At 40.2% G+C, this 26,981-nt stretch carries 20 protein-coding genes and 3 pseudogenes; 7 read left to right on the forward strand and 16 right to left on the reverse strand.

Annotated elements, in window-relative coordinates; all coding sequences use genetic code 11:
- Nucleotides 1–102 precede the first annotated feature (102 nt).
- The 5 genes from phrH to ACQVGT_RS17010 form a co-directional block, all read right to left on the reverse strand.
- Nucleotides 103–276, reverse strand: a complete 174-nt coding sequence (gene phrH, locus ACQVGT_RS16990; RefSeq protein WP_015482915.1) for a phosphatase RapH inhibitor PhrH — start codon at nt 274–276, stop codon at nt 103–105.
- Complete coding sequence (gene rapH / locus ACQVGT_RS16995; protein WP_015482914.1) at nt 266–1,396, reverse strand: response regulator aspartate phosphatase RapH; 1,131 nt, start codon at nt 1,394–1,396, stop codon at nt 266–268. The genes phrH and rapH overlap by 11 nt, the downstream gene beginning before the upstream one ends.
- A 145-nt stretch (nt 1,397–1,541) precedes the next feature.
- Nucleotides 1,542–2,702, reverse strand: coding sequence for a lysozyme inhibitor LprI family protein (locus tag ACQVGT_RS17000; protein WP_015482913.1), 1,161 nt, complete (start codon nt 2,700–2,702; stop codon nt 1,542–1,544).
- Nucleotides 2,703–2,857: 155 nt separating this feature from the next.
- Nucleotides 2,858–3,778, reverse strand: a complete 921-nt coding sequence (locus ACQVGT_RS17005) for a DUF5655 domain-containing protein (RefSeq protein WP_015383026.1) — start codon at nt 3,776–3,778, stop codon at nt 2,858–2,860.
- A gap of 12 nt (nt 3,779–3,790) precedes the next feature.
- Nucleotides 3,791–4,129, reverse strand: coding sequence for a hypothetical protein (locus tag ACQVGT_RS17010; protein ID WP_015482912.1), 339 nt, complete (start codon nt 4,127–4,129; stop codon nt 3,791–3,793).
- Between the two features lie 166 nt (nt 4,130–4,295).
- Between ACQVGT_RS17010 and yeeF the strand changes: the two genes are divergently transcribed.
- From yeeF to ACQVGT_RS17035, 5 genes and pseudogenes are all read left to right on the forward strand, one after another.
- Nucleotides 4,296–6,305: an LXG family T7SS effector deoxyribonuclease toxin YeeF gene (gene yeeF, locus ACQVGT_RS17015; RefSeq protein WP_015482911.1), complete on the forward strand. Its 2,010-nt coding sequence runs from the start codon at nt 4,296–4,298 to the stop codon at nt 6,303–6,305.
- Nucleotides 6,306–6,309: 4 nt separating this feature from the next.
- The gene (gene yezG, locus ACQVGT_RS17020; protein ID WP_015383024.1) at nt 6,310–6,795 is read left to right on the forward strand and encodes an LXG family T7SS effector immunity protein YezG; all 486 of its coding nucleotides are present in this window, start codon (nt 6,310–6,312) and stop codon (nt 6,793–6,795) included.
- Nucleotides 6,796–6,808: 13 nt separating this feature from the next.
- Nucleotides 6,809–7,263 (forward strand): annotated as a pseudogene (locus ACQVGT_RS17025) (TIGR01741 family protein).
- Between the two features lie 339 nt (nt 7,264–7,602).
- Nucleotides 7,603–7,995, forward strand: a complete 393-nt coding sequence (locus ACQVGT_RS17030) for a CDI toxin immunity protein (protein WP_015482908.1) — start codon at nt 7,603–7,605, stop codon at nt 7,993–7,995.
- A gap of 122 nt (nt 7,996–8,117) precedes the next feature.
- Complete coding sequence (locus ACQVGT_RS17035) at nt 8,118–8,429, forward strand: hypothetical protein (protein ID WP_015383021.1); 312 nt, start codon at nt 8,118–8,120, stop codon at nt 8,427–8,429.
- Between the two features lie 170 nt (nt 8,430–8,599).
- Here the strand turns inward: ACQVGT_RS17035 and ACQVGT_RS17040 are convergent.
- From ACQVGT_RS17040 to srfP, 8 genes and pseudogenes are all read right to left on the reverse strand, one after another.
- A pseudogene (locus ACQVGT_RS17040) lies at nt 8,600–9,379 on the reverse strand (MrcB family domain-containing protein); the annotation flags it as partial.
- Nucleotides 9,380–11,149, reverse strand: a complete 1,770-nt coding sequence (locus tag ACQVGT_RS17045; protein WP_015383019.1) for a hypothetical protein — start codon at nt 11,147–11,149, stop codon at nt 9,380–9,382.
- 88 nt (nt 11,150–11,237) lie between these two features.
- Nucleotides 11,238–13,016 carry a DUF2326 domain-containing protein gene (locus tag ACQVGT_RS17050; RefSeq protein ID WP_015383018.1) on the reverse strand — a complete coding sequence of 593 codons (1,779 nt, stop codon included), beginning with the start codon at nt 13,014–13,016 and terminating at the stop codon, nt 11,238–11,240.
- On the reverse strand, nt 13,013–13,264 hold the full coding sequence (locus ACQVGT_RS17055; RefSeq protein ID WP_015482907.1) for an ABC-three component system middle component 6: 252 nt from the start codon (nt 13,262–13,264) through the stop codon (nt 13,013–13,015). Before ACQVGT_RS17055 ends, ACQVGT_RS17050 begins: the two co-directional genes overlap by 4 nt.
- Nucleotides 13,261–14,532, reverse strand: coding sequence for an SIR2 family protein (locus ACQVGT_RS17060; RefSeq protein WP_015482906.1), 1,272 nt, complete (start codon nt 14,530–14,532; stop codon nt 13,261–13,263). The genes ACQVGT_RS17055 and ACQVGT_RS17060 overlap by 4 nt, the downstream gene beginning before the upstream one ends.
- A gap of 662 nt (nt 14,533–15,194) precedes the next feature.
- Complete coding sequence (gene rlmD, locus ACQVGT_RS17065; protein WP_015482905.1) at nt 15,195–16,586, reverse strand: 23S rRNA (uracil(1939)-C(5))-methyltransferase RlmD; 1,392 nt, start codon at nt 16,584–16,586, stop codon at nt 15,195–15,197.
- A gap of 55 nt (nt 16,587–16,641) precedes the next feature.
- On the reverse strand, nt 16,642–17,553 hold the full coding sequence (locus ACQVGT_RS17070; RefSeq protein WP_003233894.1) for a diacylglycerol kinase: 912 nt from the start codon (nt 17,551–17,553) through the stop codon (nt 16,642–16,644).
- 150 nt (nt 17,554–17,703) lie between these two features.
- Nucleotides 17,704–20,862, reverse strand: coding sequence for a surfactin resistance protein SrfP (gene srfP / locus ACQVGT_RS17075; protein ID WP_041517738.1), 3,159 nt, complete (start codon nt 20,860–20,862; stop codon nt 17,704–17,706).
- 131 nt (nt 20,863–20,993) lie between these two features.
- On the opposite strand from srfP, the pseudogene ACQVGT_RS17080 reads away from it, so the two are divergent.
- Nucleotides 20,994–21,861: pseudogene (locus ACQVGT_RS17080) on the forward strand (TetR/AcrR family transcriptional regulator); the annotation flags it as partial.
- Nucleotides 21,862–21,879: 18 nt separating this feature from the next.
- Here ACQVGT_RS17080 and gatB read toward each other — a convergent pair.
- The 3 genes from gatB to gatC are packed head-to-tail and all read right to left on the reverse strand — an operon-like array spanning nt 21,880 to nt 25,087.
- The gene (gatB, locus tag ACQVGT_RS17085; RefSeq protein WP_003219444.1) at nt 21,880–23,310 is read right to left on the reverse strand and encodes an Asp-tRNA(Asn)/Glu-tRNA(Gln) amidotransferase subunit GatB; all 1,431 of its coding nucleotides are present in this window, start codon (nt 23,308–23,310) and stop codon (nt 21,880–21,882) included.
- Nucleotides 23,311–23,323: 13 nt separating this feature from the next.
- Nucleotides 23,324–24,781: an Asp-tRNA(Asn)/Glu-tRNA(Gln) amidotransferase subunit GatA gene (gene gatA, locus ACQVGT_RS17090; RefSeq protein WP_003233901.1), complete on the reverse strand. Its 1,458-nt coding sequence runs from the start codon at nt 24,779–24,781 to the stop codon at nt 23,324–23,326.
- Between the two features lie 15 nt (nt 24,782–24,796).
- Entirely contained in the window at nt 24,797–25,087 is a 291-nt protein-coding gene (gene gatC / locus ACQVGT_RS17095) for an Asp-tRNA(Asn)/Glu-tRNA(Gln) amidotransferase subunit GatC (protein ID WP_015482902.1), read from the reverse strand.
- A 413-nt stretch (nt 25,088–25,500) separates the two neighbouring features.
- Between gatC and opuE the strand changes: the two genes are divergently transcribed.
- Complete coding sequence (gene opuE, locus ACQVGT_RS17100; RefSeq protein WP_003242814.1) at nt 25,501–26,979, forward strand: proline transporter OpuE; 1,479 nt, start codon at nt 25,501–25,503, stop codon at nt 26,977–26,979.
- The last annotated feature ends 2 nt before the right edge of the window (nt 26,980–26,981 follow it).

Consider the following 26,981-nt stretch of genomic DNA (forward strand, 5'->3'; position numbering starts at 1 on the left):
TATACCTCAAATGGTTTGGTTGTTTCGAGTGTCTTGCGTTAGAAATAGAAGGAATGCCGCGATGTGGAAAATGGAACGTCTTCCATAAAGCAAGAAAAAGCCCTAGCTAAGGGCTTTCTTCTGATCACTAAGTTTGTAAGGGGAATGATCGATATACGTCGTATTTCGATCTGTTGATTCCTTAAATCCACTGGAGTTTGTCAGGAATGGAAACGACATGCTTCCGAAAACTAGAGTAACAGCCAGACACATCATCACTTTTTTCTTAATAGGCATATAAACACTCTCCTTTTAGAATATCTTCTTGGGCTTTCAGCACTTTCCGATAAAACGCAGCAGCTTGTTCAAAGTGACAGCTGCTTTCAAACACAGCGGCAGCACTCCGGGCACATGCTTCAATGTACGCGTGCAGGTTCTTTTTTTCGAAATAGCTTAAAAGATCATGAATTTTTCGTTCGTCAACAGTCTCCTTGTACACGGCCTGCAAGAACAGAAACAATTCTTTATAAAATTTGTGAGAACGTGCTGTGATATGGTCTAATCCTTCCTCTATGAACTGAAACGCCTTCTGTGTTTGGCCCGCTTTACATAATGTCCAGCTTAACCCAAACAAGACTTTCGGAAGCAGATCAGGCACTTTCTCTCTGCTTACTTTCGCCGCTTTTTGGAAATGTTCTACAGCCATCTGATCGTCTCCTGATCTGTCATAGCTGTTTGCAATGTTCAATAAAGAAATGGCGATAAACCGATCGTTTTGAATGTCCGTTGCCAATTTGAGCGCCGCCTCTAAATGCGGGAGCGCTTTATCATAATGTTTGAAATCATCATAGTTGCCGGCGATCACAAACAAGCTTTGTATGGTTCTAATGCTGTATAGGGGATTGTTTTGATAAATGTCCAAGGCTTGAAGAACATGATGCATCGACACATGGGTTTGCTTCATGTGATAATACGCTTCGGCCACTTTAAAATGGAATTCCGCTTTCTCAATTTCATCTGACACAACCGGCAGTTCTTTCTCCGCCTCGCGATAATATCCGATCGCTTCCACATATTCTTTTTGGTCAAATTCATACATGCCGCGGAAAAACAAAGAGTAGTATTTCAAAAGGCCTGTGAGTTTTTTCTGCGGGTTCTCAATCGTTTCAAGAAGCTCTGTCACTGTAGGGCGATTCCCGTAAGGTTGTCCCGGCTCCAAATAATCCAGCATCAGCTGGTGCCGGAAACACATCAGAGAATAATAGATCAGTAAATCCTGGTCTTCTTCCATCTGCTGAATGTCCTGCTCAACCTCCGCTTTCAGAATCTCAGCATCCGGAACACTGAACTGGCGAATCATTTTATACCATTCATTAATCTTAACACCTACACGCGAAGACGGTATGGCTTGACTCAATGGCTTCCCTCCTTCTCTATGAGATATGTCATATTCTATCAATCCCAAATTTTGAAAACAATACAGAAGGAAGAAATTGCTTTTTCATCCTGTCAATTTGTTTTTCTACGCAAAAAAGACCCTTTACGCAAGGGTCTTTGTCATTCTATTTCATATACGTATTCATCAGCTCGTAACAGCGCTCTTTCGTCTGTTTGGCAAGCTCTTCCGTTTGGACGACCCGGGATAATGAACCGCCGCCCTCCTCATCATATCGTTTCTGGGCCGCAGCATCCCTATCCTTTATCCATTGGCGCTGTTTAACTTTTAATGCCGCCATGTCTGAAGCAGGAAGCTGTTTTTGCAGCACGCCGTATATCTCGTTCAGCAATCCGTCCCACATTTGATAGTTGTAACCGTAATCCTCAATCATCTGATAATCACTTTGATAGTCATTGTGCTTTTCTTTCTGTTCTGTTGCTGACAATTTGGCAGCATAATCTGCTTTTATGCCTCCCGTTGCCTGCTCACTGCTCTGTGTATCCGCTGTATCAGGTGATGCGGTTTCCGCAGTCTTCTGAGCTGGCTCTTGCCCTGGGGCCTCAGTCTCGTCTTCATCATCACTTACCAGACTGGTATCCTTTGAGCTGATCGCCGCCTGTCTTTCCCCATTTGAACTTTTCACATTGAAAAGATAAGCTGTTCCGCCAGCAGCTTTCGATTCATAGGACTCTACAAATTCCGCCGTTTCACCGTTTCTCGACAGAATCGTTTTCGCTTCTTCTTTTGTCAGCTTGATATCATCACCTTGAAGCGACTTGCTGTCCCACTTGTTTATCTTCCAATCGCCATCTTCCTTCACCAATTCAAACGTCCATAACGTGCCCATGTTGTTTAATTCTGTTGCCGGATCTATTGATGAAGCCTCTATCTTATTCTTGTTCTGTTCATATGTAAAACGCACATCGAAATCAGTGCCCGGTTGAAAAGGAGCATCACACTCACAATAGTACTCTCCAGCCAAATCCTTTAAGATCTGATCTGCAAACGTTTCTGTTGCATAAGGCAAGACACTTGGCCGCAGCTTGTTGAAATCCGCCTTGTTTGCCGTGCTCCAGCCGTTTTCTGTTCCCGCTTTATCAAATGCATTGAAGATCGAATCAATATCGTTTTTCAAAGCAGATTTTACTTCCTGCTCCGTCAGCTTCGCAACGCTCTCCTTCTTCACGGCTTGCTTTTCCTGATTCTTATCAGAAGCTCCGCTATCAGAACACGCCGATAATAGGAATAGTATCGATAAAAGCATCACACCTAATTTATAACTCATTGTCTCTCTCACCCTTCTGCTCTCTCATGGTAGCTTTCTCATTTTATAGGTCTTTTGTCGGTTTGTACATTTCATTTTTGCAGAAGCAGAAAGAGAGTGAAATAAATTCTTCTTTAGCTATGCCACAATAAAAAAGAACTTCTCAATGGAAGTTCTCACTTATTTTTCTCATAGGATTGTTTGATCAATCCCATGATATATTCAATGTTTTCGTCATCTTTTATGAAAATCTCATAGTCTCCATTTCCCCAGTGGCCGGTCTCAGAGACATCACGCATTTTCTCTTCTGGATCATGCAATTCTCCCTTTTTCATATTCACCCACACCTTAAGTCCGCTTTTTAAAAGAAGAATGTCTGTGAAATTTTGCTTATTTGATGTAAACGCAATATAAAGCTTTGTCGGTTTGATTGAAATATGATCGTCCAAATTAAAAATGAATTCCTTTAGCTGCTGATAAAGCTCTATGATGTCAAACGGCTTATCTGCAAGGTGATCCTCTTCAGAAAACACTTTAATTTCTTTGCTGACCTCTTGAATGGTCTCACTTTGCCGTGAAATGGTCTTTATCGACTCGGAGACGCCATCAGCCTTCATTTGATTCAACTGGATCAGATCATTTTCGTATCTTTTCATCTCCCATAATTCAATAGGCAGATCTTTAAAATGGATCGATTGCTTTTGATACACCGTAAAAACAGGAGATATAAAAATAACCTTCGACTGTGACCAATCCACATCATCCCGCTTTAACGGACAATCATGATTTTCATTGTACTCAAGAATGAAATCAGCTTTATGATTGAGCATTGTCGCTAAATAGGCGTAGCCCTGATCAACAACACTGAAGTTTTTCGTATTTTTATACTCGATAATCACGAAAGCATTTGTCTCATCATCAAACGCTAACGTATCAATGCGGAAATTGTTAATCCTGAATTCGGATTTTACAAACCTGAGACCTAACATCTGCTGAAGATTTGTCTCACATAAATCCTGAATCTCTTTTTCTTTTTTAAACGGTTTCTCGCGAATACCTTCTATCTGATTTTGGCTGTTTACTTTATAGAGATACATGCTGGGCTCCTTTTATTTTACTAATTCCATTAAAGTTTTCAAGGATAGACTCGAAACCGGATTTTGCGTTTTCGTTTTCAGCGTACCGCCAATCAAATAAGAATAGTCACGGCACTCTGCCAATTGAAAACGGACTCTATTATTCGTTTTAGTGATTTTGGCAGGTTCATCAGATTCCCAAGCGTCAACGATCTTGTAAACATTTAAAATCACACCGCTCCGAACAACAATTGCCCGTTTACATTCCTTTGCTCTGGACAATTTCATATCCCAGTTCCCGCAGGCGCGGTTCGTTAGCGTGTCGCCTTTTTGAATATCCTTGATCTTTATGATTAAGAAATCTTTACCCAAATGAGCTCTTCCCCTTTTTATTGATCTATCATTATCTTATCAAAACCGTGCACTTAGGCACATGCCTAATGGCTCATTTTTCCACCAAAACACGTTCTCACCCCCACCCCCATCCCGCCCCGTGGTAAAATTTTGATATTGAGCGAACAAAAGAAGGGAAATGGTCATGAAAGTATTTGAAGCGAAAACACTGCTTTCGGAAGCGACAGACCGTGCAAAAGAGTACAAAGAACTAAGAACGCAAATGGTCAACTTGAGAAAAGCGTTAAAAAGCGTCGCTGATCTCAGTGACAGCGAATTCTCAGGAAAAGGCGCCAGCAACATCAAGACATTCTATCACGACCACGTCGGCGTCACAGACCAGTGGATCGACTACATCGATATGAAAATCGCATTTTTCAACAGCATCGCCGGAGCCGCCGAAGACAAAGGCCTCTCAGACGCATACATCGAAGAATCCTTCCTGGAGCACGAACTGGCAAATGCCAATAAAAAATCAAAATCCATCATGTCCGAACAGAAAAAAGCGATGAAAGACATCCTGAACGATATCGACGACATCCTCCCGCTCGACTTGTTTTCAACAGAAACCTTCAAAGACGAGCTGGCCGATGCCAACGACAAACGCAAAAAAACACTGGAAAAATTGGACGCCTTGGACGAAGACCTGAAGACTGAATACGCCCTGTCAGAACCAAACGAACAATTCATCAAATCCGACTTCCAAAAGCTCCAAGAAGCAACGGGCAAAGGCAAAAACGCCACACCCATCCACTACAACGCCAAGGCGTACCGTGAGAGTGACATACATAAGAAAAAAGGCGACATTGAAAAGCGGACTGAGGCTTACTTGAAGATTAAAAAAGAGGAAGCGAAGGAACGCGAGATTGAAAAATTAAAAGAAAGACTGAAAAACTATGATTATGCGGATGCCGATGAATTCTACGAAATGGCAAAAACGATCGGCTATGAAAATCTGACAGCAGAACAACAGAGATACTTCACCCAAATCGAAAACACGCGTGAACTTGAAGCAGGCTTCAAAGGGGTTGCCGTCGGCCTTTATGATTCCGGGAAAGACGCGGTCGTAGGCCTGTGGGATATGGTCACAGATCCGGGCGGAACCGTTGAAGCCATTACAGGAGCTGTGGCTCACCCGATCAAAACGTATGAAGCCATTTCAGCGGCAATCGAAGAATCGTACCAAAAAGACATGGTGAATGGTGACACCTACTCACGAGCAAGATGGGTGTCATATGCGGTTGGCACTGTTGTCACATCAATTGTCGGCACAAAAGGTGTTGGCGCCGTCTCTAAAACAGGCACAGCCGCCAAAATGACGGCCAAAGTCAAAACAACAGCAAGCAAATCTGCAACAGCCCAAAAAGCCATAACAGTCTCAAAACAAACCGTTGATCACATCAAACAAAAAGTAAACACAGGCATTGAAGGATCAAAAAAACACGTCAAAACCAAGTTAAATCAAATCGGAGATCTCACTCTAGCTGATATTCTCCCGTATCATCCGCGTCACGACTTAGTGCCGGCGGGCGTTCCTTATAACGCAGTCAACGGGGTCACACTTAAAGAGGGACTTCAGAAATTCGCCAAGGTCATCCTTCCGAAACCATACGGAACGTCATCAAGCGGAAGACGAACTCCAGCGCCACATGTACCGCCGGTAACCGTCAAATACGGCGAGCATTTCGCAAGATGGAGCAGAAAGAAAGTACTGAAGCCTAATATCATCTACAAAACAAAAGAAGGCTACACGTACACGACTGACAACTATGGTAGAATTACAAGTGTCAAAGCAGACTTGCAGCTGGGAGAAGCAAAACGAAACCAATATGCACAGACGAATGCTGGAAAGCCCCAAGACCGAAAGCCTGACGATGACGGAGGCCATTTAATCGCCACCCAATTCAAAGGCTCAGGCCAGTTCGACAATATCGTGCCGATGAATTCTCAGATTAATAGGAGCGGCGGCAGGTGGTATGAAATGGAGCAGGAATGGGCAAAGGCTCTTAAAGAAGAACCTCCGCAAAAAGTTAACGTTAATATAAAAGCTATATATAAAGGTGATTCACTAAGACCAGACAAATTTATCGTTAAGTACAGAATTGGAGATGCTGATTTCGAAAAAGTAACATTAAAGAATCAATCTGGAGGTTGAGATCATGGAAACACCAAAAATGGGTGACTTGTATCAAAGAATAGCAAATCAGATAAATGAAATCATTCCCTCTGAATGGGAAAACGTATATCTTTACGCTGAAATATTAGACGACTCTTCGGAAGTATATTTTTATTTTAATATACCGGGCGAGAATGAATTCTTATACTCACATAACATTCCAGAATATTTTAATGTAAGCGAAGATATTTATGATGATTTATTAATCGAACTTCAAGAATCATTCGAAGAATTACGCGAAGAATATAAGCAAAATAATCCAGAAACTTGGACGAACTTGACTTTGAAACTAGATAGGACAGGCCAGTTTTCTATAGATTATAATTATGAAGATGTAATTGCTTCAGAGCTAAATGGATCTCAAAGAAAGGCTGTTTGGGTGTATAAAAATCTAGGTTTACTGCCAAAAAGGAAAACGGTAAGAGACTTTTTAGAGGATTATATCAAGACTAACGAAGGAAAAATTTAAATTAGTTTCTGATATGGGTCAGTTAAATCAACAAATAGCAGAACACCTTAATGACATTATTCCATCTGATTGGACAAAAATCATTCTTTATGCGGAAATATTAGATGATTCATCAGAAGTTTACTTTTTCTTCAATACACCAAAAGTGAAGAGTATATCTATTCTCATGATATACCGAAACAATTCGATGTTAGTAAAAAAATATACGTGAGTTTATTAATTGAACTTCAAGAGTTATTCGAGGAGTTAAGAGAAGAATTTAAAGCAAACAACCAAGATACTTGGACCAATTTAACGCTCAAACTAGAGAATACCGGTAAATTCTCAATAGACTATGATTACACCGATGTCATCGCCTCAGACTTAAATGGAACACAACGGCAAGTGGTATGGGAATATAAGAATTTAGGTATCTTGCCAGAAGATAAGAAAGAGAAAGATTTTGTAATAAACTACTTAGGCCTATAAATCAAGAATGGCTCAGCTCTTTACTGCTGGGCTATTTTTATTCTCAGATTGGCTCTTGGCTTTTATGGAAACCGAAAAAGGCCTATTATATAAAAAGTCAGCCGAACGATTTAATAATTTGATTACTTCTGAATGGAATAAGGCTGGCCTATACGCTGAAATTTTAGATGAGTATAGATTTTCTTTAGTACAGAAAAAAGAAAAAAACCAATCATTCCCATACAAACGAATGATCATATTTATGATAATTTGTTTAATGCACTTCAAAATTTATTTTGAACTGAAAATACACCTTCATATCATTACTTAAACATCTTAACAAATAACGAGGTGGAAATTTTGGACTTATTTGAAGAATGCATCGAAGCCCTTAAAGATCCTAAAGAAATTTTATCAGATGAGCTAACCGAACAATACTTTGAGACACTAAACAATAAATTCCCGATAACCAGTTGGGCTAGAATTGATTGGGACATAGTACCTCAAAAAGAAAGTATAGAAACCTATGATGATCTATATAATTGGTTAAAGTCTCAAGGGATTGTAGATACAACCATTAATCTTCTATGGAATCCATCGGATGTTCCTGTTGTGAGAACTACATTAGAGAATGCATTAGAAGTGCTAGATGACGTACTTGCTGTAGGTTCAGATACTTTTATGTACAGCGACCACGGTTTTGTTATTGAATTTTTCCATGATGGTGAGGTCACAATCGGGAGAACTGAATAGTAGTAAGCTACTTCAGCTAAAATTCAAAAATGACACACCCCAGCTCTGCTTAATAAATCTAAAGCCCTCTTAATTGAGAGCTTTAGATTTATCTCATCTCACTTTATAAAAGGAGCAACATTTTGACAGTAAGAAAAGAATTAATAAAACAAATTAATTTAACAATCGTAGCAATAAAAACAAATAATCAAAAGACTCCAATCTCAATGGTGAAAAACATATTAAAAAGATATGAAGAGGCAAAAGAATTTATCCAACATTCAACAGAGGAACAATTCGAAGAAGACCTCTCTAAAGTTAGAAATAAACTAGACACTCTGACAAGAGCATATCTAGAATCAGCTAACGACTATATGAATCCTATGCTCAGAGAAATGCATAAGACAGAAAAACTGGTAAAAAAGAATATGAAAAATTTAAGAACAGACATCTGAATATCATCTGATATCTCCCCCGCCTTTTTCTAAACAGTTTTCATAGTTAGTTCTTACTATCGTATTACCAAGAGTCAATATTGCCCTTAAAACAATTGATAGTAATAATAAACCTGCTATAATCAATAATTAGAGGATAATTACTTTCAGAAAAAACAACTCAAATGATTTCAATAGCTTTTAATCAGACAACCGTACATCTCTTTAAGATCTGAAAAGGTGATTTCTATACCTATACGTTTCAATTGATCCTTAAGCTGATCAAATAATTTTTTTAAAAGTGTTTCTTTATCTTCATCTCTACCTAAATGTATAAGACGATGGCAAAGTGGACATAAACTTACCAGGTTCTCTAGCTGATCCAAGTCATATTGGAATTCATCTTGCTTAGCTATAGGCACAAGATGATGACACTCAACAAAAGGCTTATTGGTAGATTTAGAGATAAATGTTTTATGGGAGTCGTTAATTTCACAAGTGTAATTTGAAAGTATCATAGCCATTGAGGCTAGACTTGCATTCCTTGTCCATTGTTTTTGTCCACCTTTATTATAAATTGGTTCTGGACGTTCTTTCTTTTGATTTACTTTATATGTCTTTTTTCACTCTCAGATATAATAAAATGCTGAACTGCAAGCTGATATTCCTCTTCATTATTCGTATCTTCCATATATAATCCGTCTTCCTGTAATAAAATGAAATCATTGAACTGTTCTATCGATCTCTTTCCAATCAGGCCTTCTATTTCTTTAATATGCAATCAACAAATTTTGTAAATCGGTTATGAATTCTTCCTTACTAGGTATATTGCTCACATCATAATAGCGTCCACCTATATGTCCTAGTTCATACCCTTTAGCAAGATCACCATTGCCCTTTAAATCAATATTTAAAAGATTCATGTTTTTAGGTATAGTATTTAATTTTTCTCTAATGATAAAAGCTGTTTTTTATTGTTTATCAATATAATCTACACATCCCTGACAAAATGAAGAATTGCCTTCAACCTCGGGGTTGTAGTATTCGTTACATCGATCACATTTTTGTATATCATTCAAATGTCCACAATTTACGCAAGTACCAATTTCACATATAGACTCGTCTATACAAATATATTCCTCAGAACACTCTTCACATTTACTATCTGCGACCGGATACTTCCCACCATTCTTAGTTGCTTCATACTTTGCACTTTCCACTTTTTCAACTAAGTTAGGAAATAAATTAGCAATTTGCGACTCTACTTCATCAATAAATTCACTTATCAATCCCTCAGAAAACTCATTATATTTTGTTGGAAGGTAGTAACCCTGGTCATCCGCTAGTTCTGCTTCGCCATTAGTATAAGTTAGGCCACAAGTTTCGACCAACTCGCCATTACAAAGTAGTTTAAGTGTTAAAACACTTTCTCCACCGCTCTCTTCATCGACGACTTGATTTGAAGTAATAATCAATTTATTTTCTGTTAACTTACTTTGTATACTCAACAATTCATTATCTGTTCCTTCATCATAAGAGAAGGTACTAGTTTCTGTCTCCAGATCATCCCTAAAATATATACTATCTCTAATAGACTCTATATAACCTGAAACATTTTCTTCAAATATTTCGCAGATCGATGAACTATCTAAAATTCTAACACCTGCTTCTGACTCCATTCTTTCAAACTCTAACATTTCTAGTTCAGCTTTTCGTTCTTCCTCAATCTCTTGTATAATTTCTTTCTCTTCATCAGAAAAACTAGTATCATTGAATTTTTTTTCTGCACTAGATAGGGATGTGGCAACTGCTTTAATACTTTTCTTTATTGTTTTATAGGCATTAAGATCAAGAAGTTTATTATGGGCAACATGGTTTCTATTTTTACCGAAATCAGACCACTCATCTATAAAGCCTTCAGGAAAGTACTTTCCAAACAGACTATCCCACAAGTCTATTTCAACTTTACATTCTTTTCTTAATTTTTCTATAATCTTTTTATACTCCGTTGCAACAATACTAATATCACCTGTTTCTTTTAAAGAGTCCAATAAATTTGTTACTACATGATCATTTTCAGGAGCAAATTTCTTAATCTTAAGTGTTATTATTTCAAGTAAATCATCAGTATCTATTGATAAAAGGCGATCACTTACATTGGCATATGATTGAGCAACACGTTTATACGAAGAAAATCTGGCCTTATATTTATCTTTTATTTTTCTCGTAGTGTATTTTTCCCACCAATTTACTCCAAAGTTTCTAATCATTACTATGTTAATAAACTGCCTTAATTTGTTTTCTAATTCATGAATATCTGCATAAAGTTCTTTAGCAAAACTACTTGACTGTTCATCTTTTAGCCAAATGCATTCTTCCCAGTCTTTTCTTAAACTATTTTTGATAATGAACTTTAGTTCAGATAAATCTTTATCAAATTCTTGGTTAATAAATTGAGGTCCTATAGATACAAAAAGATGTTTTGAATTATTGTATGTATATATTTCTGTTTCCACGAAATAGATTCTACCATATTCTGACTCTATTTTGATTTTCTCACCAAACTGTGTAGTGTCATAAATATCACAAGATTTTATAATATCTTGGTTTTGGGCTAAATCACTTACAAAGTTTTTAATATAATTTACAGGAATATCTTCAGTTGGATTTACCATTGCAAAATTAATCATATATACACCCGCTTTTTCTATTTTAAATAGTCTTTCTATTACACCAATCATACTCCATCATTTTAAATAGCAAATCTCTTATAAAAATAAGAATAACCCTTACTTTTATAGAAAGAGTTATTCTTATTTTCTTGCATACTTACTCATATAATTTAAAACCAAAAAATCTTTTAGTGTTATCCTTTGTTCGTTCTAACCTAGCGACAATATATCCATTTTTTTCGAAGAAATCCAAATCATCTTTTAACAATTCATCTTTATTCAAAGTTACGAAGTACTGTCCCTTTTTAAGGTCTTTAATTTTTTTATCAATATACTTCAAAATCTTTGCCTTTACTGAAGGGTTTGGTTTTGAATATGATCCGTCATGTATTAGAAAGTTAATATTATGTCCACCTTCATTTTCTAAAGAAGAGATAAACCATGTTAAATCAAACATATTTAACTTCATATAATTGATCCCATGTGAACGATCGTCAGGCAAACTGCATTCTATTCTTACTCTGCCAGTTATAGAATTTTTTCTATCATTGACATTATTCTCAAATTCCACATTGAAAACTCCAGCAGTATCATATGCTAGTTCAGACAACGTTTGAAATAACTTTTCCAATCTTTCTATATGTTTTTGATATGAATTAAATTCATCCGTTTTCTTTTGTGTTACCAATAACCGTTCGCTCTTTAAAACGTTAATATCATTTGTAATTGATTTTAACCTATCATGATTACCCAACTGGATATTTATCTCAGCTATTTTAGTATTTAAATCTTCTCTATCTGCAATCATTGCGTTTATATCTTCTATTAGACTGCTATTCTTTAATATCTTATAATCACTCTTTAAAGCTTTTTCAAGGTTATCTCTCTTCCTATTTAGTTCATTTAATTTGTCATCTATGTTTTTGATTTTATCTTCAAAATAACTCCCTCTATTTTCAACCATAAAATCATAAAATTTCTTCACTTTCTCGTAATTATGAGAGATTTCATTTGGAAACCATCCCAATAGTTGTTCATAGAAAGGTTCGATATCACTTAGTTCTTTAATTTCTTTTACTTTTTTCTTTAAATTCTCTATGTTTTGTTGATATTGATTTTTAACATGAGTTAGTTTGAAAATATTATTTTGAATATTATTTAGTTCTTCCTTATTTTTACTATAGTCTGTCGCTTTTAAATTATATTGTTTGTTGATATCAATTGAATTTATATCTTTTTCAAGTTTCCTAATCTTACTCCGATACTGAGATCTTTCGGATTTCAATTCAGAAATAGTTTTTCCGATTGTAGCAGAAAGTAACTTCTGTTCATCTTTTAAATCATTTATTTTCTTGGTTATCTTTTTTATTTCGGTTTCTGAATTGTATGGCAGATTACATAAAAAAGCTAAGACCTTATTTTCTGTAGTTGCATTTCTACCTGCTATTCCCAATGAGTCTTTTATGAAACCGTTTTGTTCATCTCTTATGAGATACTCCCTAATTGAAGCAAATGTAATATCGCTATTTTCATGCCCTAATATCTCTTTCTGGATCTTTTTCTTATAATCCTTATCTTCACATAATTCCCATTCATTTAGATCATAAGTAATATTTTTATCCCATAATATATATCCCTTTTCAGGTGTATTGATGAACCTCGCTAAAAAGAAGTCCATATCATTTGAATGAACCTTAAGAGTGATTATAATATCTTTACTTAATAGAATTTTATTAGTTTTATAGTATGTATTTACTTCTTCACCTAAAAGGAAGGAAAGACATTCTATCATAGTAGTCTTCCCAACCCCATTTGCTTCATCTTTCTCGTCTTTTTTTTCACCCAATATTATATTTACCCCTACTTCATTAAATGGATAAGTATTTAATACTTTCTCCTCTTTATAAGAATATATTACTAACTCTTTTAAAATCATTTCTTTACCCTCTTTATCATATTGCTATCTGATGTTATTAATCCCGTTGAATACAAGAATGACAATGATAAAAATAAAATCCTTTCAATATTTACATTTAATTCAATACCTTGACTTTGGGCAAACTCAGAAAAAAGTTCATCTAAATGTTTTTGTTTATTATCATCCAGAAGAGAATACAACACCTTAGCGTCGTATAGTAAGTTTTCTTCTAAACTTTGGTATTTATGCATTGTAAAAAAATTCATAAAGACACCTTTTTCCGCTTATCTTCATTAAAGATATCACAACCAATAATTGTCCAAGCAACTAAGATCTTAATGTAAAATCGTAACTTAGCTTTCTTATATGAAAGTTCGCTTGAATATTCTTTATAAATTTCATCGACAGTGGCCTCAAAAATACTTTCACCATTATCAAACTTATTATGAACCCTATTATAACTAGATCTTACAGTACTAGTTATAATGGTTTTTTTATCAAAGTCAATATAGCTTGGGGACATCATAATTTCATCAATTGATGGAAAATATGATGAATAAGCTTCGATTTCCTTCCTAAAACTCTCGCTGCAAACCATTTTTTCATACTTATCCTCTATCTCTTCTTCATTTAAATCTAGAACTTCAGGTGCTTTTTTTTTATTCTGGTTAAAGTCTAATATAAAGCTTTTAAACTCATCTTCATCTAAATCTTCTTCCTCATTTGAAAATTGAGGCTTTTCTTTCTCTAACTTTCCACTCAGTTGTTCAAGAAAAGTAACAATCTGATCGTGGTTTTCTAATTGTATGTTTGTAACATTATATTTTGAGAAATCATCATTATTAACAGTTAAAATAAAACTTTTTTCATGATATCCACCGTAAATTTTATTAATATACTCAAATACGTGGCTTACATAAGGGTCTGTTAAGCTAAATCCAATAAAAAGAATTGACTTACTAGCAATTATACTTTTCATTTGGGCAAGAGCGGCATTATCATGATCATATAACTTCTCATAGTCCTCTCTTAATAAGACACAATCATTAGCAAACTCATGATCACCATGGATTTTTAGAATAAATGAGTCAAGATTATGTATCTGTCCTATTAAATGAGCATTTGTGTATACTACCTTATCTATTTGATCCTTTGCAGCTTTTTCTAATAATTGATCGTAATTAGTTGTAATTATTTTCTTTGAGATACTAAATAACTTTCTTTGCTTTTCTAATAAACGTTCTTTGCTATTATCGTACTTAAATTCCTTATATATAGTATCCCTTATAATTCTTTTTTCACTTTTTATATGTTCTAAAATATCCAATACTCCCATAGTTCCGCTCTCTAGAAGATCTAAAAATGGTTTGTATTTTGGGTTCTCATCAATCATCTTTTCTAACATTAATTTCACTAATCCATTCCAATCAGGGAAGCCGAAATCTCTCGAAAATCCAGCACCAATAAAGAATACGAGATTATTATTTTTTGCGTTTTCAATTAAGGAGTTAGGTATAAAGAGTTCATTTGTCATTTTAATCACCTTTTTTTGTTCTCACTCATACATTACCATACCAAATTATAACATTGGGATATTTCGTTGAAAATTTATATGTTTACTTAACAACACTCATAGGCCAATGCATTGAATATACTAATCTCAATTTAGGTAATAACAGTTTCACTGAACAAATAGCGTTATGTGCTTTTTCAGAATCATCTTAGATAGTTTGATAGAATTGTGTCTTATGTAGTGGGGCTATGCAAAGTATACAACCTCTTATTGTTCCTTACATATTGTAGAAGAAAGTTATCAAAACCATGATAAAGCATATTTAATAGCTGAAAGGCTTTATAGTATCGATTAGAAGAGAACTAGCTGTTTACAACCTATTTTAACAAAGGAACAAGAGCGAGTTAACAAGACTATTGATAAACTAAACATTCAGGTAAGTAGTATACTTTTCCACCCTGCTGACGAAGCTATTACAACAAAGCGAAAGTAAACGTTTACTATCTAAATTAAAAGGATAACACAAGCCTTCAAAAGAGCGATAGAATGCTTGTTTCTAGCCCTAATATCAATGATGAATAGGTACAGGTTTAAATGCATCTTAATCAGATAAATGTATTTGAGAGGGAAAGGTTAAAATACACTTCAATCTTCCCCCCTCTTACTACTTAATTAGGTACAGTCTAATGAACTGCTGTACCTTTTAAAACAAGCTTCACTGTCACCTCCACATGATTCGTATGCGGAAACATATCCACAGGCTGCACTTCGCGCGTAGCATACCCGCCCTCCTCAAGCACCCGCAAATCTCTCGCAAGCGTGCCAGGATTACAGGACACATACACCACCCGCTTCGGTTTCATCTCCACAATCGTCCGCAGGAGGGCTTCGTCGCAGCCTTTTCTTGGCGGGTCGACGACTAGCGTATCAGCTGTAATGCCTTCTTCATACCACTTTGGAATCACGGTTTCCGCTTCCCCGACTGCAAATTCTGCGTTTGTGATGCCGTTTAATTCTGCGTTTCGCTTTGCGTCCTCAATTGCTTCCGGCACAATCTCTACACCGTACACTTTTTTCGCCTTCTTCGCCAGAAATAGAGAAATCGTTCCGATGCCGCAGTAGGCGTCGATGACGGTTTCTTCACCTTGAAGCTCCGCGTACTCAAGCGCTTTGTCGTAGAGCACTTTTGTCTGCTCCGGGTTGACCTGATAGAACGATCTGGCGGAAATGGCGAATTTGACGTCTCCGATGAGGTCGTAGATGTATTCTTCGCCCCAGATGACGTTTGTTTCGTTGCCAAAAATGACGTTTGTTTTGTTTGGGTTGATGTTTTGCACAATTGATTTGACGTGCGGGAACGCTGCTGTGATGTCTTCGATGATCTTCGCTTTGTGCGGGAAGTCGTTCGTTCTTGTGATGAAGACGATCATCATTTCGCCCGTCACGACGCCGTATCTGACCATGATGTGGCGGAGCCAGCCTTTGTGGCGTTCTTCATTGTAGGCTTTGACGCCGTATTTGGCGCAAATGTCTTTGACAGCTTGGACGGCTTCGTCGTTTTTGGATTGCTGGATCAGGCAGGCGCTCATGTCGATGATGTCATGGCTTCTTTGCTGATAAAATCCGGCGACGAGTCCGCCTTCCCGTTCTCCTACCGGCACCTGCGCTTTGTTTCTATAGTTCCACGGGTCTTCCATGCCGAGAGTCGGGTGCACGGTGACGTTTGACAGGTCCAGCTTGCCGATCCGTTCTAAGACGTCTTTGACTTGTTTCTGTTTAAACAAGAGCTGGCCTTCGTATGTCATGTGCTGAAGCTGGCAGCCGCCGCATTGTTTGTAAATCGGGCATGGAGCATCGGTTCTATGCGGGCTTTCTTCCTTCAGCTCGATCAGGCGGCCGAAGGCGAACCCTTTTTTGACACGTGTGACTTTGATTTGGGCTTTTTCCTCCGGCAGGGCGTTCGGCACGAAGATCGGGAAGCCCTGCACCTTTGCGACGCCCGCTCCTTCGTGGGTCAAATCCTCAAATGTCACGTCGTAGTATTCGTTTTTTTCTACTGGGGGTTTCATTTTCATGTATGTTCACCTCTTGTTTTAAGCGAAAGAAAAACTTGGCTTACAAAGCCAAGTTTTAGTCATCCAGCTGTTCCGCTTTCTCCTTCGGCATGACGACGTGAATGTGCCGGTACAGATTCACGAATTCGCCCGGCAGCATGCCGCCGTACTCGCCGTCCAGGTTCAGCTGCATCTTTTCTGATACATTGACTTTCACGCGGTTCGCTTTTGTATAAATAATGTGCTGGTCGTTGATGTGTTCGCCGCGAAGCGCCATCGTGGCGACCCTGATAAATTCAGCAAGGTTTGCTTTCTTTAGTATCATCAAATCAAACATGCCGTCATTCAGGCTGGAATCCGGCGCGAGTTTTTCGAACCCGCCGACGGAGTTTGTCAGCGTGACCAAAAACAGCATGATTTCACCTTGAAACAGCTTGCCGTCATATTCAATCTCGACTTCTGTCGGACGAAGTGAAGGCAGCATTTCCATTCCTTTTAAATAATAAGCAAGCTGGCCGAGCATTGTTTTCAGTTTGCTTGGCACGTCGTACGTCAGCTCCGTCAGACGGCCTCCTCCGGCGATATTGATAAAATACTGGCCGTTGACCTGTCCGATATCAATCGGGCGGGCGACGCCGTTAATGACCGTATCTGCCGCTTTTAAAATATCCTCGCGTGGGATTCCGAGCGCTCTGGCGAAGTCGTTCGTTGTGCCGACAGGAATCACACCGAGTGTCGGACGATTGTCCAAAGGCGCAAGCCCGTTGACGACCTCGTTGATCGTTCCGTCTCCGCCTGCCGCAATGATCAGGTCAAACTCACGCAATGCCGCTTCCTTGGCAGCGTGTGTAGCGTCTCCTGCGCATGTCGTCGCATGGGTGGAGGTTTCATAGCCGGCTTGTTCAAATTTTTGCAGGACCTGGGCAAGATGCTTTTTAAAGATCTCCCGTCCTGAAGTCGGATTGTATATTATGCGTGCACGTTTCATTATCTCATCATCCTACTTAAGAGTATCCGATCCATTTTTACACTAACAACCTTTAATTATACTATGAGTTAAAAAAATCGCAACAAAATGTACATAATCTTACAGATGAAAACGCACAAAAGCCTCAGCAGAGCTGAGGCTTTTAGTTTTTTACTCTTCTTCCGTTCCCGGTTTTTTCTTGCGGAACTTCGCCAATACTTCATATACGATTGGCACGATCAAGAGCGTCAGAAGCGTTGAACTGATCAAACCGCCGATAACCGTGACGCCGAGTCCTTTTGAAATGACCTGGCTTCCGCCTTCGAAGCCGAGGGCTAATGGAATCAAGGCGCCAATTGTCGCAATGGCTGTCATCAGGATCGGACGGAGTCGTGTAGAGCCGGCTTCCAGGAGCGCTTCTCTCGTAGACAGGCCTTCCGCTTCCTTATGAATCACGCGGTCAATTAAGACAATGGCATTCGTGACAACGATACCGATTAGCATGAGCATACCGATCATTGCGTTCAGACTGATCGTTTCACCTGATATGTAAAGTCCGACCAGGGCACCGATGACTGTGAACGGCAATGAGAACAGAATCGCAAATGGCGCTAGTGCTCCGCCGAAGGTAATCACGAGCACAAGGTAAACGATCGCTATTGCTGCCAGCATCGCTAAACCGAGCTTCGTGAAGGAATCAGCGATATCCGCTGATACGCCGCCTGTGTCAATCGATACGTTATCAGGATGATCTAGCTTATCGATTTTCTTCTGGATAGCAGCTGATACGGCTGTGACGTTGTCAGATGTAACCTCACCTGTGACATCCGCATAGACTTTTCCGTCACGTTTTGACACGGTATCTGATGTTGATCCTTCTTTCACTTTTGCCACATCGCCGATTTTGACTTCCTGGCCAGTCGCGGAAGTGATCTTTTTATTCTCTAAATCTTTCACACTCTTATACTCGTCTTTTTCTGTCTTAATGTTCACATCAAGCTCTTTGCCATCTTTTTTCACGGTGGTGAGCGGTTCTTGCGATGTTTGTGACATTAAGGCCTGAGAAATTTGAGACGCGGTTAAACCGAGTTTGCTTAGTTTTTCTTGGTCAGCGACAAATGTGTACTCATCATATGTGCTGGAAAGGCCTGAATTTACGTTTTTCAGATCCTTTTCATCTTTCATGATTTTTTCAATGTCTTTGACCGTGTCTTTAATATCGTTTTCAGAATCGCCATACACATAGTATGTTAATTGGTTGTTATTTCCTGAAGAGCTGAAGTCCTGTGACTTCCATTCTCCGCGGTCAGATTGCTTTTGGATTTCCTTCAGAACGTTATCTTTTTCTTTATCAAAGTCAGGTGTGTCGCTTTCATATTTGATATAGAATAACGCACCGTTAGAATCTCCTCCGGCAAGCGGGCTTCCAGAGCCTAATGAATACTGAACCGTATCGACATGCTTGCGGTCAAGCAGGATTTTTTCTGCTTTTTCAGCTTCATTTTCGGCTTCTTTTTTCGTTTCACCCGGTTCTGGGCTGTATGTGAGCTGCATCGTTTTTTCTTCCTCGGACGGCAGGTAGCTGGCACCGATTAACGGTACGAGGAACAAGCTTCCAAGGAGCATCAGAACAGCGATGATAGACGTGATCCATTTGTGGCTCAGCGCCCAGTTCAATACTTTTTTATAGATGTTTGCAAGTCTGCCAGGTTTGTGTTCTTTTGCTTTAATCGGCGCGCCCGTTAATGATTTTTTGAACAGGCTGTGTGCAAGCATCGGCACAAGCGTGATCGAAATCACCAGGGATGCGGCAAGCGCAAAAACAATCGTTAAGGCAAATGGAATAAACAATTCACCGATTTGTCCGCCTACAAGTGCGAGCGGCAGGAATACCGCGATTGTCACGATCGTCGATGACATGATCGGCTTAAACATTTCCTTCGTCGCTTCACGAACTAAGGCTTTTCCGCGGAGCGGCTCGTCTTTGAGTCTCATTCGGCGATAAATGTTCTCGATCACAACGATGGAGTCATCGACTACACGTCCGATGGCAACGGTCATTGCGCCGAGCGTCATAATATTTAATGTGATATCAAGCTGCTGCAGCACAAGGAGTGCGATCAGCAATGATAACGGAATTGAAACGACCGAAATTAATGTTGATTTGATATCTCTTAAGAATAAGAGAATAATCACAATCGCAAAAATAGCACCGAAAATGGCTTTGCTTAACATCGTGTCAACTGACTGTGTGATCGGCTCCGCCATGTCGAGAGTTGCGCTGTAATTGAAGCCTTTATGGTCTTCTTTGAACTTCTTCAGCTCAGCTTTGACATTGTCGGCAACCTCTACCGTATTCGCATCGTTTGCTTTGACGATGTTGATGCCGATGCTGTCTTTGCCATTTGTGCGTGAAACGGATTCAGCTTTTTTCACATCTTTAATTGTAGCAATGTCAGAAAGCTTGACCGTCGGCACTGCTGTGCTTGCTCTTTGCTGCGCCTGTGCTGCCGCTTGCGCGCTTTGGGCTGCCTGTGCACTCTGCGCCGCCGCTTGAGATGTTGCACTGCTGCCTGCACTTGAAGCTGATGCCGTCGGGATTCTCATATTCTTCAAATCTTTAATTGTTTCAATATCGCCGCTGACGACGACAGATTTTTCTTCGTTTCCGAATGTGTACAATCCAAGCGGAGTTGTCACATCTGAACCTTGAATCACTTGCTTGACTGTATCTTCATCAAGGCCATATTCCTTCAGTTTGTCTTCTTTGAAAGAGAATTCAACCTCTTCCACCTGCTGGCCCGATACTTGGACGGACGCAACGCCTTCTATGCCTTCAAGCTTAGAAACGAGGCTGTCCTCCACTTTTTTCGTCAGCTCTTGCAGGTTATCTTTATCACTGGACACACTTAACGTCAGAATCGGGAATGAGTTCAAGCTGTAGCGTGAAATCTCCGGATCCTTCGCGTCATCAGGCAGGCTGACGTTTTCTAACGCTTCAGCTGCTTCTGTTTTCGCTTTGTCCATATCTTTCTCATAATCATATTCAATCATGACCGACGATGCGTTTTCATAGGACGTCGACGTCACAACGCTGACACCGTCCAAGTTCTGCACGGCTTGTTCAACCGGTTTGGTCACTTCATCAGCCACTTGGCTTGGTGTCGCACCCGGATATGTCGTGCTGATCGTCAAGTAAGGCATGTTCACGTCAGGAATAGACTCTTGCTTCATATTCATACCCGCATACAAGCCGGCTGCCGTTACAATAATCGTCATCAGCCATACGGCGAATTTGTTTTTCAGAACGAAATTAATAACGTGGTTCATCATATCCTCCATTACATTTTTTATTGACTGACTGGTCATTCTATATAATACTAAACGTTATAACGCAACAACGTCAACTCATATACCAGAAAATTTTACTAAATTTTTCAAGGATTAAGGGGAAGCACGTCATGAATGAAAAAAAAGAGAGAATCATAAAAACCAGCATTCGTTTATTTGCGAAAAAAGGATTCGCAGCTACGACGATCCAAGAAATCGCCAGTGAATGCGGCATTTCGAAGGGCGCTTTTTATTTGCACTTCAAATCGAAAGAAGCGCTGCTGTTATCTGCCTGTGAATATTATATCGGTATGTCTATGAACAAAATGAAAAATATAGAAGAAGATCTCGCAGGAAAGCCGCCTAAAGAAGTTTTGAAAAAACAAATTGGCGCTCAATTTGAGGATTTTCGTGATCATAAAGATTTTATCGTTCTTTTGCTTACCGAAAATATCATTCCGGAAAATCAAGAAATCAAGCAATACTTTTACAAAGTAACCATGGAGACGGATAAGCTGTACCGGAACGCCTTGCTGGTATCCTATGGCGAAGGAATCGAGCGGTATGTCGCAGATCTGTCCATCATGGCAAGAGGCATTGTGCATTCTTATATGAACGTGATGGTATTTAACGGTGAGCTTAATATCGATGCAGAAGAAATCTCAGCCTTTATTATTGAGAGACTGGATGATCTTGTACAGGGGCTGAGCCGTTCTGCACTCAATCCGATTGTGTCAAAAGACATTTTCAACCCGATGCCTGCGGGGAAGGACCAGCTGCTTGAGGACATTCAGAAAGTGAAAGAAAACAGCACGCTGCCCGAGGATATCACCGTGTCACTTGATGTTATCGAGGAAGAATTGACTCAGGATAAACCGCGCAAGCCGATTATTAAAGGCATGCTGTCCAATTTGACCGGAACCAACGACAAAGAAGTTGAAAGGCTCCGGGCCCTCATCTCAGTCTTTATCTCAATTTGACCATAAAAAAAGCAGCCTCTGCGGGCTGCTTTTTTTATTAGCGTTTTTTAATTTCTTCAAGCAGAATTTTGTTGACCATCGGCGGGTTGGCTTGTCCTTTGGACGCTTTCATAATCTGTCCGACTAGGAAGCCGATCGCGCGGTCTTTTCCGTTTTTAAAGTCTTCGATTGATTGAGGATTGTTGTCAAGCGCCTCAGTGACAAGCTTCAGAAGCACGCCTTCGTCAGAAATCTGAACAAGGCCTTTCTCTTTCACAATCTTCTCAGCGTCGCCGCCTTTTTCAATCAATTCTTTAAACACTTTCTTCGCGATCTTAGAAGAAATGGTTCCTTTTTCAATCAATTTGATCATGCCGGCAAGGCCTTCAGGTGTCAGGGCAACGTCGGCAAGCTCTTTTTGTTCTGCGTTTAGGTAAGCTGACACTTCACCCATCAGCCAGTTAGACGCTTGTTTGGCTTCAGCGCCTTTTTGAACGGTTTCTTCGAAGAAATCAGCCATTTCTTTTGTCAGCGTCAGAACCATCGCGTCATATGCAGGCAAGCCAAGCTCTTCGATATAACGCTTGCGGCGCTCATCCGGAAGCTCAGGAATGCTTGCTTTTACGCGTTCCTTCCATTCATCATCAATGTAGAGCTCGACTAGATCCGGCTCTGGGAAGTAACGGTAGTCGTCAGATCCCTCTTTGACACGCATAAGAATGGTTTTCTTCGTTGCTTCATCATAACGGCGAGTTTCTTGCTGGATGACGCCGCCGGAAAGAAGAACCTGCTCCTGGCGTTTTTCTTCATGCTCAAGGCCTTTTTGAACAAACGCAAAGGAGTTCAAGTTTTTCAATTCTGTTTTTGTGCCGAATTCCTCTTGGCCGATCGGACGAAGAGAGATATTGGCGTCACAGCGAAGTGAGCCTTCTTCCATTTTACAGTCAGAAACGCCTGTATACTGGATGATGGATTTCAGCTTTTCAAGATACGCGTACGCTTCTTCCGGCGTGCGGATATCCGGCTCTGATACGATCTCAACAAGCGGCGTTCCCTGGCGGTTAAAGTCAACAAGAGAATAGCCGTCGCCTGTATGCGTCAGTTTTCCGGCATCCTCTTCAAGGTGAAGGCGCGTGATGCCGATGCGTTTTGTTTTGCCGCCGACTTCAATTTCGATCCAGCCGTTTTCGCCGATTGGCTTATCAAATTGAGAAATCTGATACGCTTTCGGGTTGTCAGGATAGAAATAGTTTTTGCGGTCAAACTTCGTATCCGTTGCGATCTCACAGTTGAGCGCCATAGCGGCTTTCATTGCGAATTCAACGGCTTCTTTGTTCAGAACAGGCAGGACGCCCGGATATCCGAGGTCAATAACGCTTGTCTGCGTATTCGCCTCCGCGCCGAATGGCGTTGGAGAGCTTGAGAAAATTTTTGATTTTGTTTTTAACTCAACGTGGACTTCAAGTCCGATTACCGTTTCAAAGTTCAATTCTTTTCACCCCTTACAGTTCAGGTTTTGCTTTATGATGGTCTGTCGCTTGTTCAAATGCATGAGCAACGCGGTATACAGTGCTTTCATCAAAGTGTTTTCCGATGATTTGCAGGCCGAGCGGAAGACCGTCTGCTAATCCGCATGGCACGCTGATTCCCGGTACGCCGGCAAGGTTGACCGGAATCGTTAAGATATCGTTTGCGTACATTGTGAGCGGATCCTTCGTGTTTTCACCGATTTTAAACGCAGGTGTCGGTGTAGTCGGTCCAACAATAACATCATATTTTTCAAATACGTCTTCGAAATCCTTCTTAATCAACGTACGCACTTTTTGCGCTTTTTTGTAGTACGCATCGTAGTAGCCTGAGCTTAAAGCAAACGTTCCAAGCATGATGCGGCGTTTGACTTCATTTCCAAAACCTTCAGCGCGCGTTTGCTTGTAAAGGTCAATCAGGTTATCCGCGTTGTCTGTGCGGTAGCCGTAACGGATGCCGTCAAAGCGTGCCAGGTTCGCTGACGCTTCAGAAGATGACAGCAGGTAATATGTCGCAAGCGCGTATTTACTGTGCGGAAGAGACACTTCTTCCCATGTAGCGCCGAGGCCTTCAAGGACTTTCAGCGCTGCCAGGACAGATTCTCTCGCTTCTTTGCCGACACCTTCACCAAGGTATTCTTTCGGAACGGCGATTTTCAGTCCTTTGATGTCGCCAGTTAATGAAGAAAGAAAATCAGGCACGTCCACATTTGCACTCGTGGAGTCCATTTTGTCTACGCCGGAAATCGCTTGAAGTAAAAACGCGTTATCCTCAACCGTACGTGTAATCGGCCCGATTTGGTCTAATGAAGACGCAAATGCGACCAGACCGTAACGAGATACACGTCCGTATGTAGGTTTTAATCCGACAACGCCGCAGAAAGATGCCGGCTGACGGATGGAGCCGCCTGTGTCAGATCCAAGAGAAAACGGAACTTCTCCCGCAGCAACCGCAGCCGCTGAACCGCCGCTTGAACCGCCGGGAACTGTTTCTAAGTTCCAAGGGTTTTTCGTCAGCTTGTAAGCTGAGTTTTCTGTAGATGATCCCATAGCGAATTCATCCATGTTCAGTTTTCCGATTGTGACAGCTTCAGCGTCTTGAAGGCGCTGAACGACAGTAGCGTCGTAGATCGGGTCGAAGTTTTCAAGAATTTTGCTGGAGCATGTTGTGCGCAGCCCTTTTGTTACAATATTATCTTTTACGCCGATCGGCATACCGAAAAGAAGACCGTGCTCAGAACGGCCGTCAACCGCCTCATCAAGCTCCTTCGCGTATGCGCGCGCTCTTTCTTCATCTAATGCCAAAAAGGCTTGTACCTTATCATCAACCGCTTGGATGCGTTTATAAGATTCGTCAACCAGATCAGAAATCTTAATCTCTTTTTTATGTATGAGCTGTTTTAATTCTGTGATTTTATGATCAAATAATGACATTCTTGTGTCCCTCCTTTAGTCCAGAATTGATGGCACACGAATATAGCCGTCTTTATGGTCAGGCGCATTTTTCATGACATCCTCAACCGGAAGACCTTTACCCGCTTCATCTTCTCTCATGACATTTTTCATTTTCAGCACGTGAGTTGTAGGCTCCACATTGTCTGTGTTAACCTCATTAAGCTCCTCGGCAAATGAAATGATACTGTCGAGCTGTTCAGTGAACATTCTTGCTTCTTCTTCAGTAATCGCAAGTCTTGCAAGGTGTGCAACGTGCTTTACTTCTTCTATTGATATTCGTGACATATGATCCACCTCCACATATTTCTCCGTTAAGTCATATAATACTGATCATATCAAAAACAAGCCCTTTAAAGCAACAAAACGCCTTAAGACAGGCCTGTGTTTTCGAAACAATACCCTATATATTTTATACTAAAATGAGGAGAAGGAGAAACGAAATATTTTTCTGAATATTTTTACTTTAATTATTTTTTGAAAGCGTTTTATTCTTTATTCCCTTCTAGGTTTGTAACGGTATTTCTCGCTCATGATCAAGGTTTCATCGCTTGAATGGCCGGGAATACTTTGTTAGGTTAAGTTACCAAGTGCACCCGCAAAAGAATTTCTTTTGTTTTGCACTTACGCCAGGCTGCTTAACTGGCACCATCAATTTGAGAGGTGATGCAACATTATTAGAAATGAAGAGAGGGTAAAACGTGAGTATTGAAATTATTATATCTTTAGGAATTTACTTTATTGCCATGCTGTTAATCGGCTGGTATGCATTCAAGAAAACCACTGACATCAATGATTACATGCTTGGAGGAAGAGGCCTCGGACCATTCGTTACTGCTTTGTCTGCCGGTGCGGCCGATATGAGCGGATGGATGCTGATGGGTGTTCCCGGCGCGATGTTTGCGACAGGGCTGTCCACCTTATGGCTTGCTTTAGGTCTTACAATCGGGGCGTACTCAAATTACTTGCTGCTGGCTCCAAGGCTGCGTGCTTATACGGAAGCGGCGGATGATGCGATTACGATTCCTGATTTCTTTGATAAACGATTCCAGCATTCTTCATCACTGCTGAAAATCGTATCTGCATTGATCATCATGATCTTTTTCACATTGTATACCTCTTCCGGTATGGTATCTGGCGGACGGCTGTTTGAATCTGCTTTTGGTGCGGATTACAAATTAGGCTTGTTTCTGACCACTGCAGTTGTCGTGTTATACACACTGTTTGGCGGTTTCCTTGCTGTCAGTCTGACTGACTTCGTGCAGGGTGCGATCATGTTTGCAGCACTAGTGCTTGTGCCGATCGTTGCTTTTACCCATGTGGGCGGCGTTGCTCCGACTTTCCATGAAATCGACGCTGTTAATCCACATTTATTGGATATTTTTAAAGGCGCGAGCGTCATTAGCATTATTTCCTATTTAGCCTGGGGGTTGGGCTACTACGGCCAGCCTCATATCATCGTCCGATTTATGGCCATTAAAGACATTAAAGATTTAAAACCTGCACGCCGAATCGGTATGAGCTGGATGATCATTACAGTTCTAGGTTCCGTGCTGACGGGTTTAATCGGTGTTGCATACGCCCATAAATTCGGAGTTGCTGTAAAGGATCCGGAGATGATTTTCATTATCTTCTCTAAAATCTTGTTCCACCCATTAATTACAGGGTTCTTATTGTCAGCTATTTTGGCTGCCATCATGAGTTCGATTTCCTCACAGCTCTTAGTCACAGCAAGTGCTGTAACAGAGGATTTATACCGGTCATTTTTCAGACGAAAAGCTTCTGATAAAGAATTGGTCATGATCGGGCGTTTGTCCGTCTTAGTCATTGCCGTTATCGCGGTACTCTTATCATTGAACCCGAACAGCACCATTCTTGATTTGGTCGGATACGCTTGGGCCGGCTTCGGTTCAGCTTTCGGGCCAGCGATTCTGCTCAGTCTGTATTGGAAGCGAATGAACGAATGGGGCGCGCTTGCTGCCATGATTGTCGGGGCTGCGACCGTGTTGATCTGGATTACAACCGGCCTGGCAAAATCAACCGGTGTGTACGAAATCATCCCTGGGTTTATTCTCAGTATGATTGCCGGCATCATTGTCAGCATGATCACAAAACGTCCTGCAAAAGCCTCTTACCGATTATTCGGTGTCATGGAAAAGCTGTTAAAACGCAAAAAGTAAGC

The sequence above is a fragment of the Bacillus sp. SCT118 genome (assembly GCF_058566435.1).

Excerpts from the sequence above, each read along its gene's own strand:
- phrH (WP_015482915.1), bottom strand. The coding sequence starts at position 276 with ATGCCTATTAAGAAAAAAGTGATGATGTGTCTGGCTGTTACTCTAGTT.
- ACQVGT_RS17000 (WP_015482913.1), bottom strand. The coding sequence starts at position 2,702 with ATGAGTTATAAATTAGGTGTGATGCTTTTATCGATACTATTCCTATTA.
- ACQVGT_RS17005 (WP_015383026.1), bottom strand. The coding sequence starts at position 3,778 with ATGTATCTCTATAAAGTAAACAGCCAAAATCAGATAGAAGGTATTCGC.
- yeeF (WP_015482911.1), top strand. The coding sequence starts at position 4,296 with ATGAAAGTATTTGAAGCGAAAACACTGCTTTCGGAAGCGACAGACCGT.
- yezG (WP_015383024.1), top strand. The coding sequence starts at position 6,310 with ATGGAAACACCAAAAATGGGTGACTTGTATCAAAGAATAGCAAATCAG.
- ACQVGT_RS17045 (WP_015383019.1), bottom strand. The coding sequence starts at position 11,149 with ATGATTGGTGTAATAGAAAGACTATTTAAAATAGAAAAAGCGGGTGTA.
- ACQVGT_RS17050 (WP_015383018.1), bottom strand. The coding sequence starts at position 13,016 with ATGATTTTAAAAGAGTTAGTAATATATTCTTATAAAGAGGAGAAAGTA.
- ACQVGT_RS17055 (WP_015482907.1), bottom strand. The coding sequence starts at position 13,264 with ATGAATTTTTTTACAATGCATAAATACCAAAGTTTAGAAGAAAACTTA.
- ACQVGT_RS17060 (WP_015482906.1), bottom strand. The coding sequence starts at position 14,532 with ATGACAAATGAACTCTTTATACCTAACTCCTTAATTGAAAACGCAAAA.
- rlmD (WP_015482905.1), bottom strand. The coding sequence starts at position 16,586 with ATGAAAATGAAACCCCCAGTAGAAAAAAACGAATACTACGACGTGACA.
- ACQVGT_RS17070 (WP_003233894.1), bottom strand. The coding sequence starts at position 17,553 with ATGAAACGTGCACGCATAATATACAATCCGACTTCAGGACGGGAGATC.
- srfP (WP_041517738.1), bottom strand. The coding sequence starts at position 20,862 with ATGAACCACGTTATTAATTTCGTTCTGAAAAACAAATTCGCCGTATGG.
- gatA (WP_003233901.1), bottom strand. The coding sequence starts at position 24,781 with ATGTCATTATTTGATCATAAAATCACAGAATTAAAACAGCTCATACAT.
- gatC (WP_015482902.1), bottom strand. The coding sequence starts at position 25,087 with ATGTCACGAATATCAATAGAAGAAGTAAAGCACGTTGCACACCTTGCA.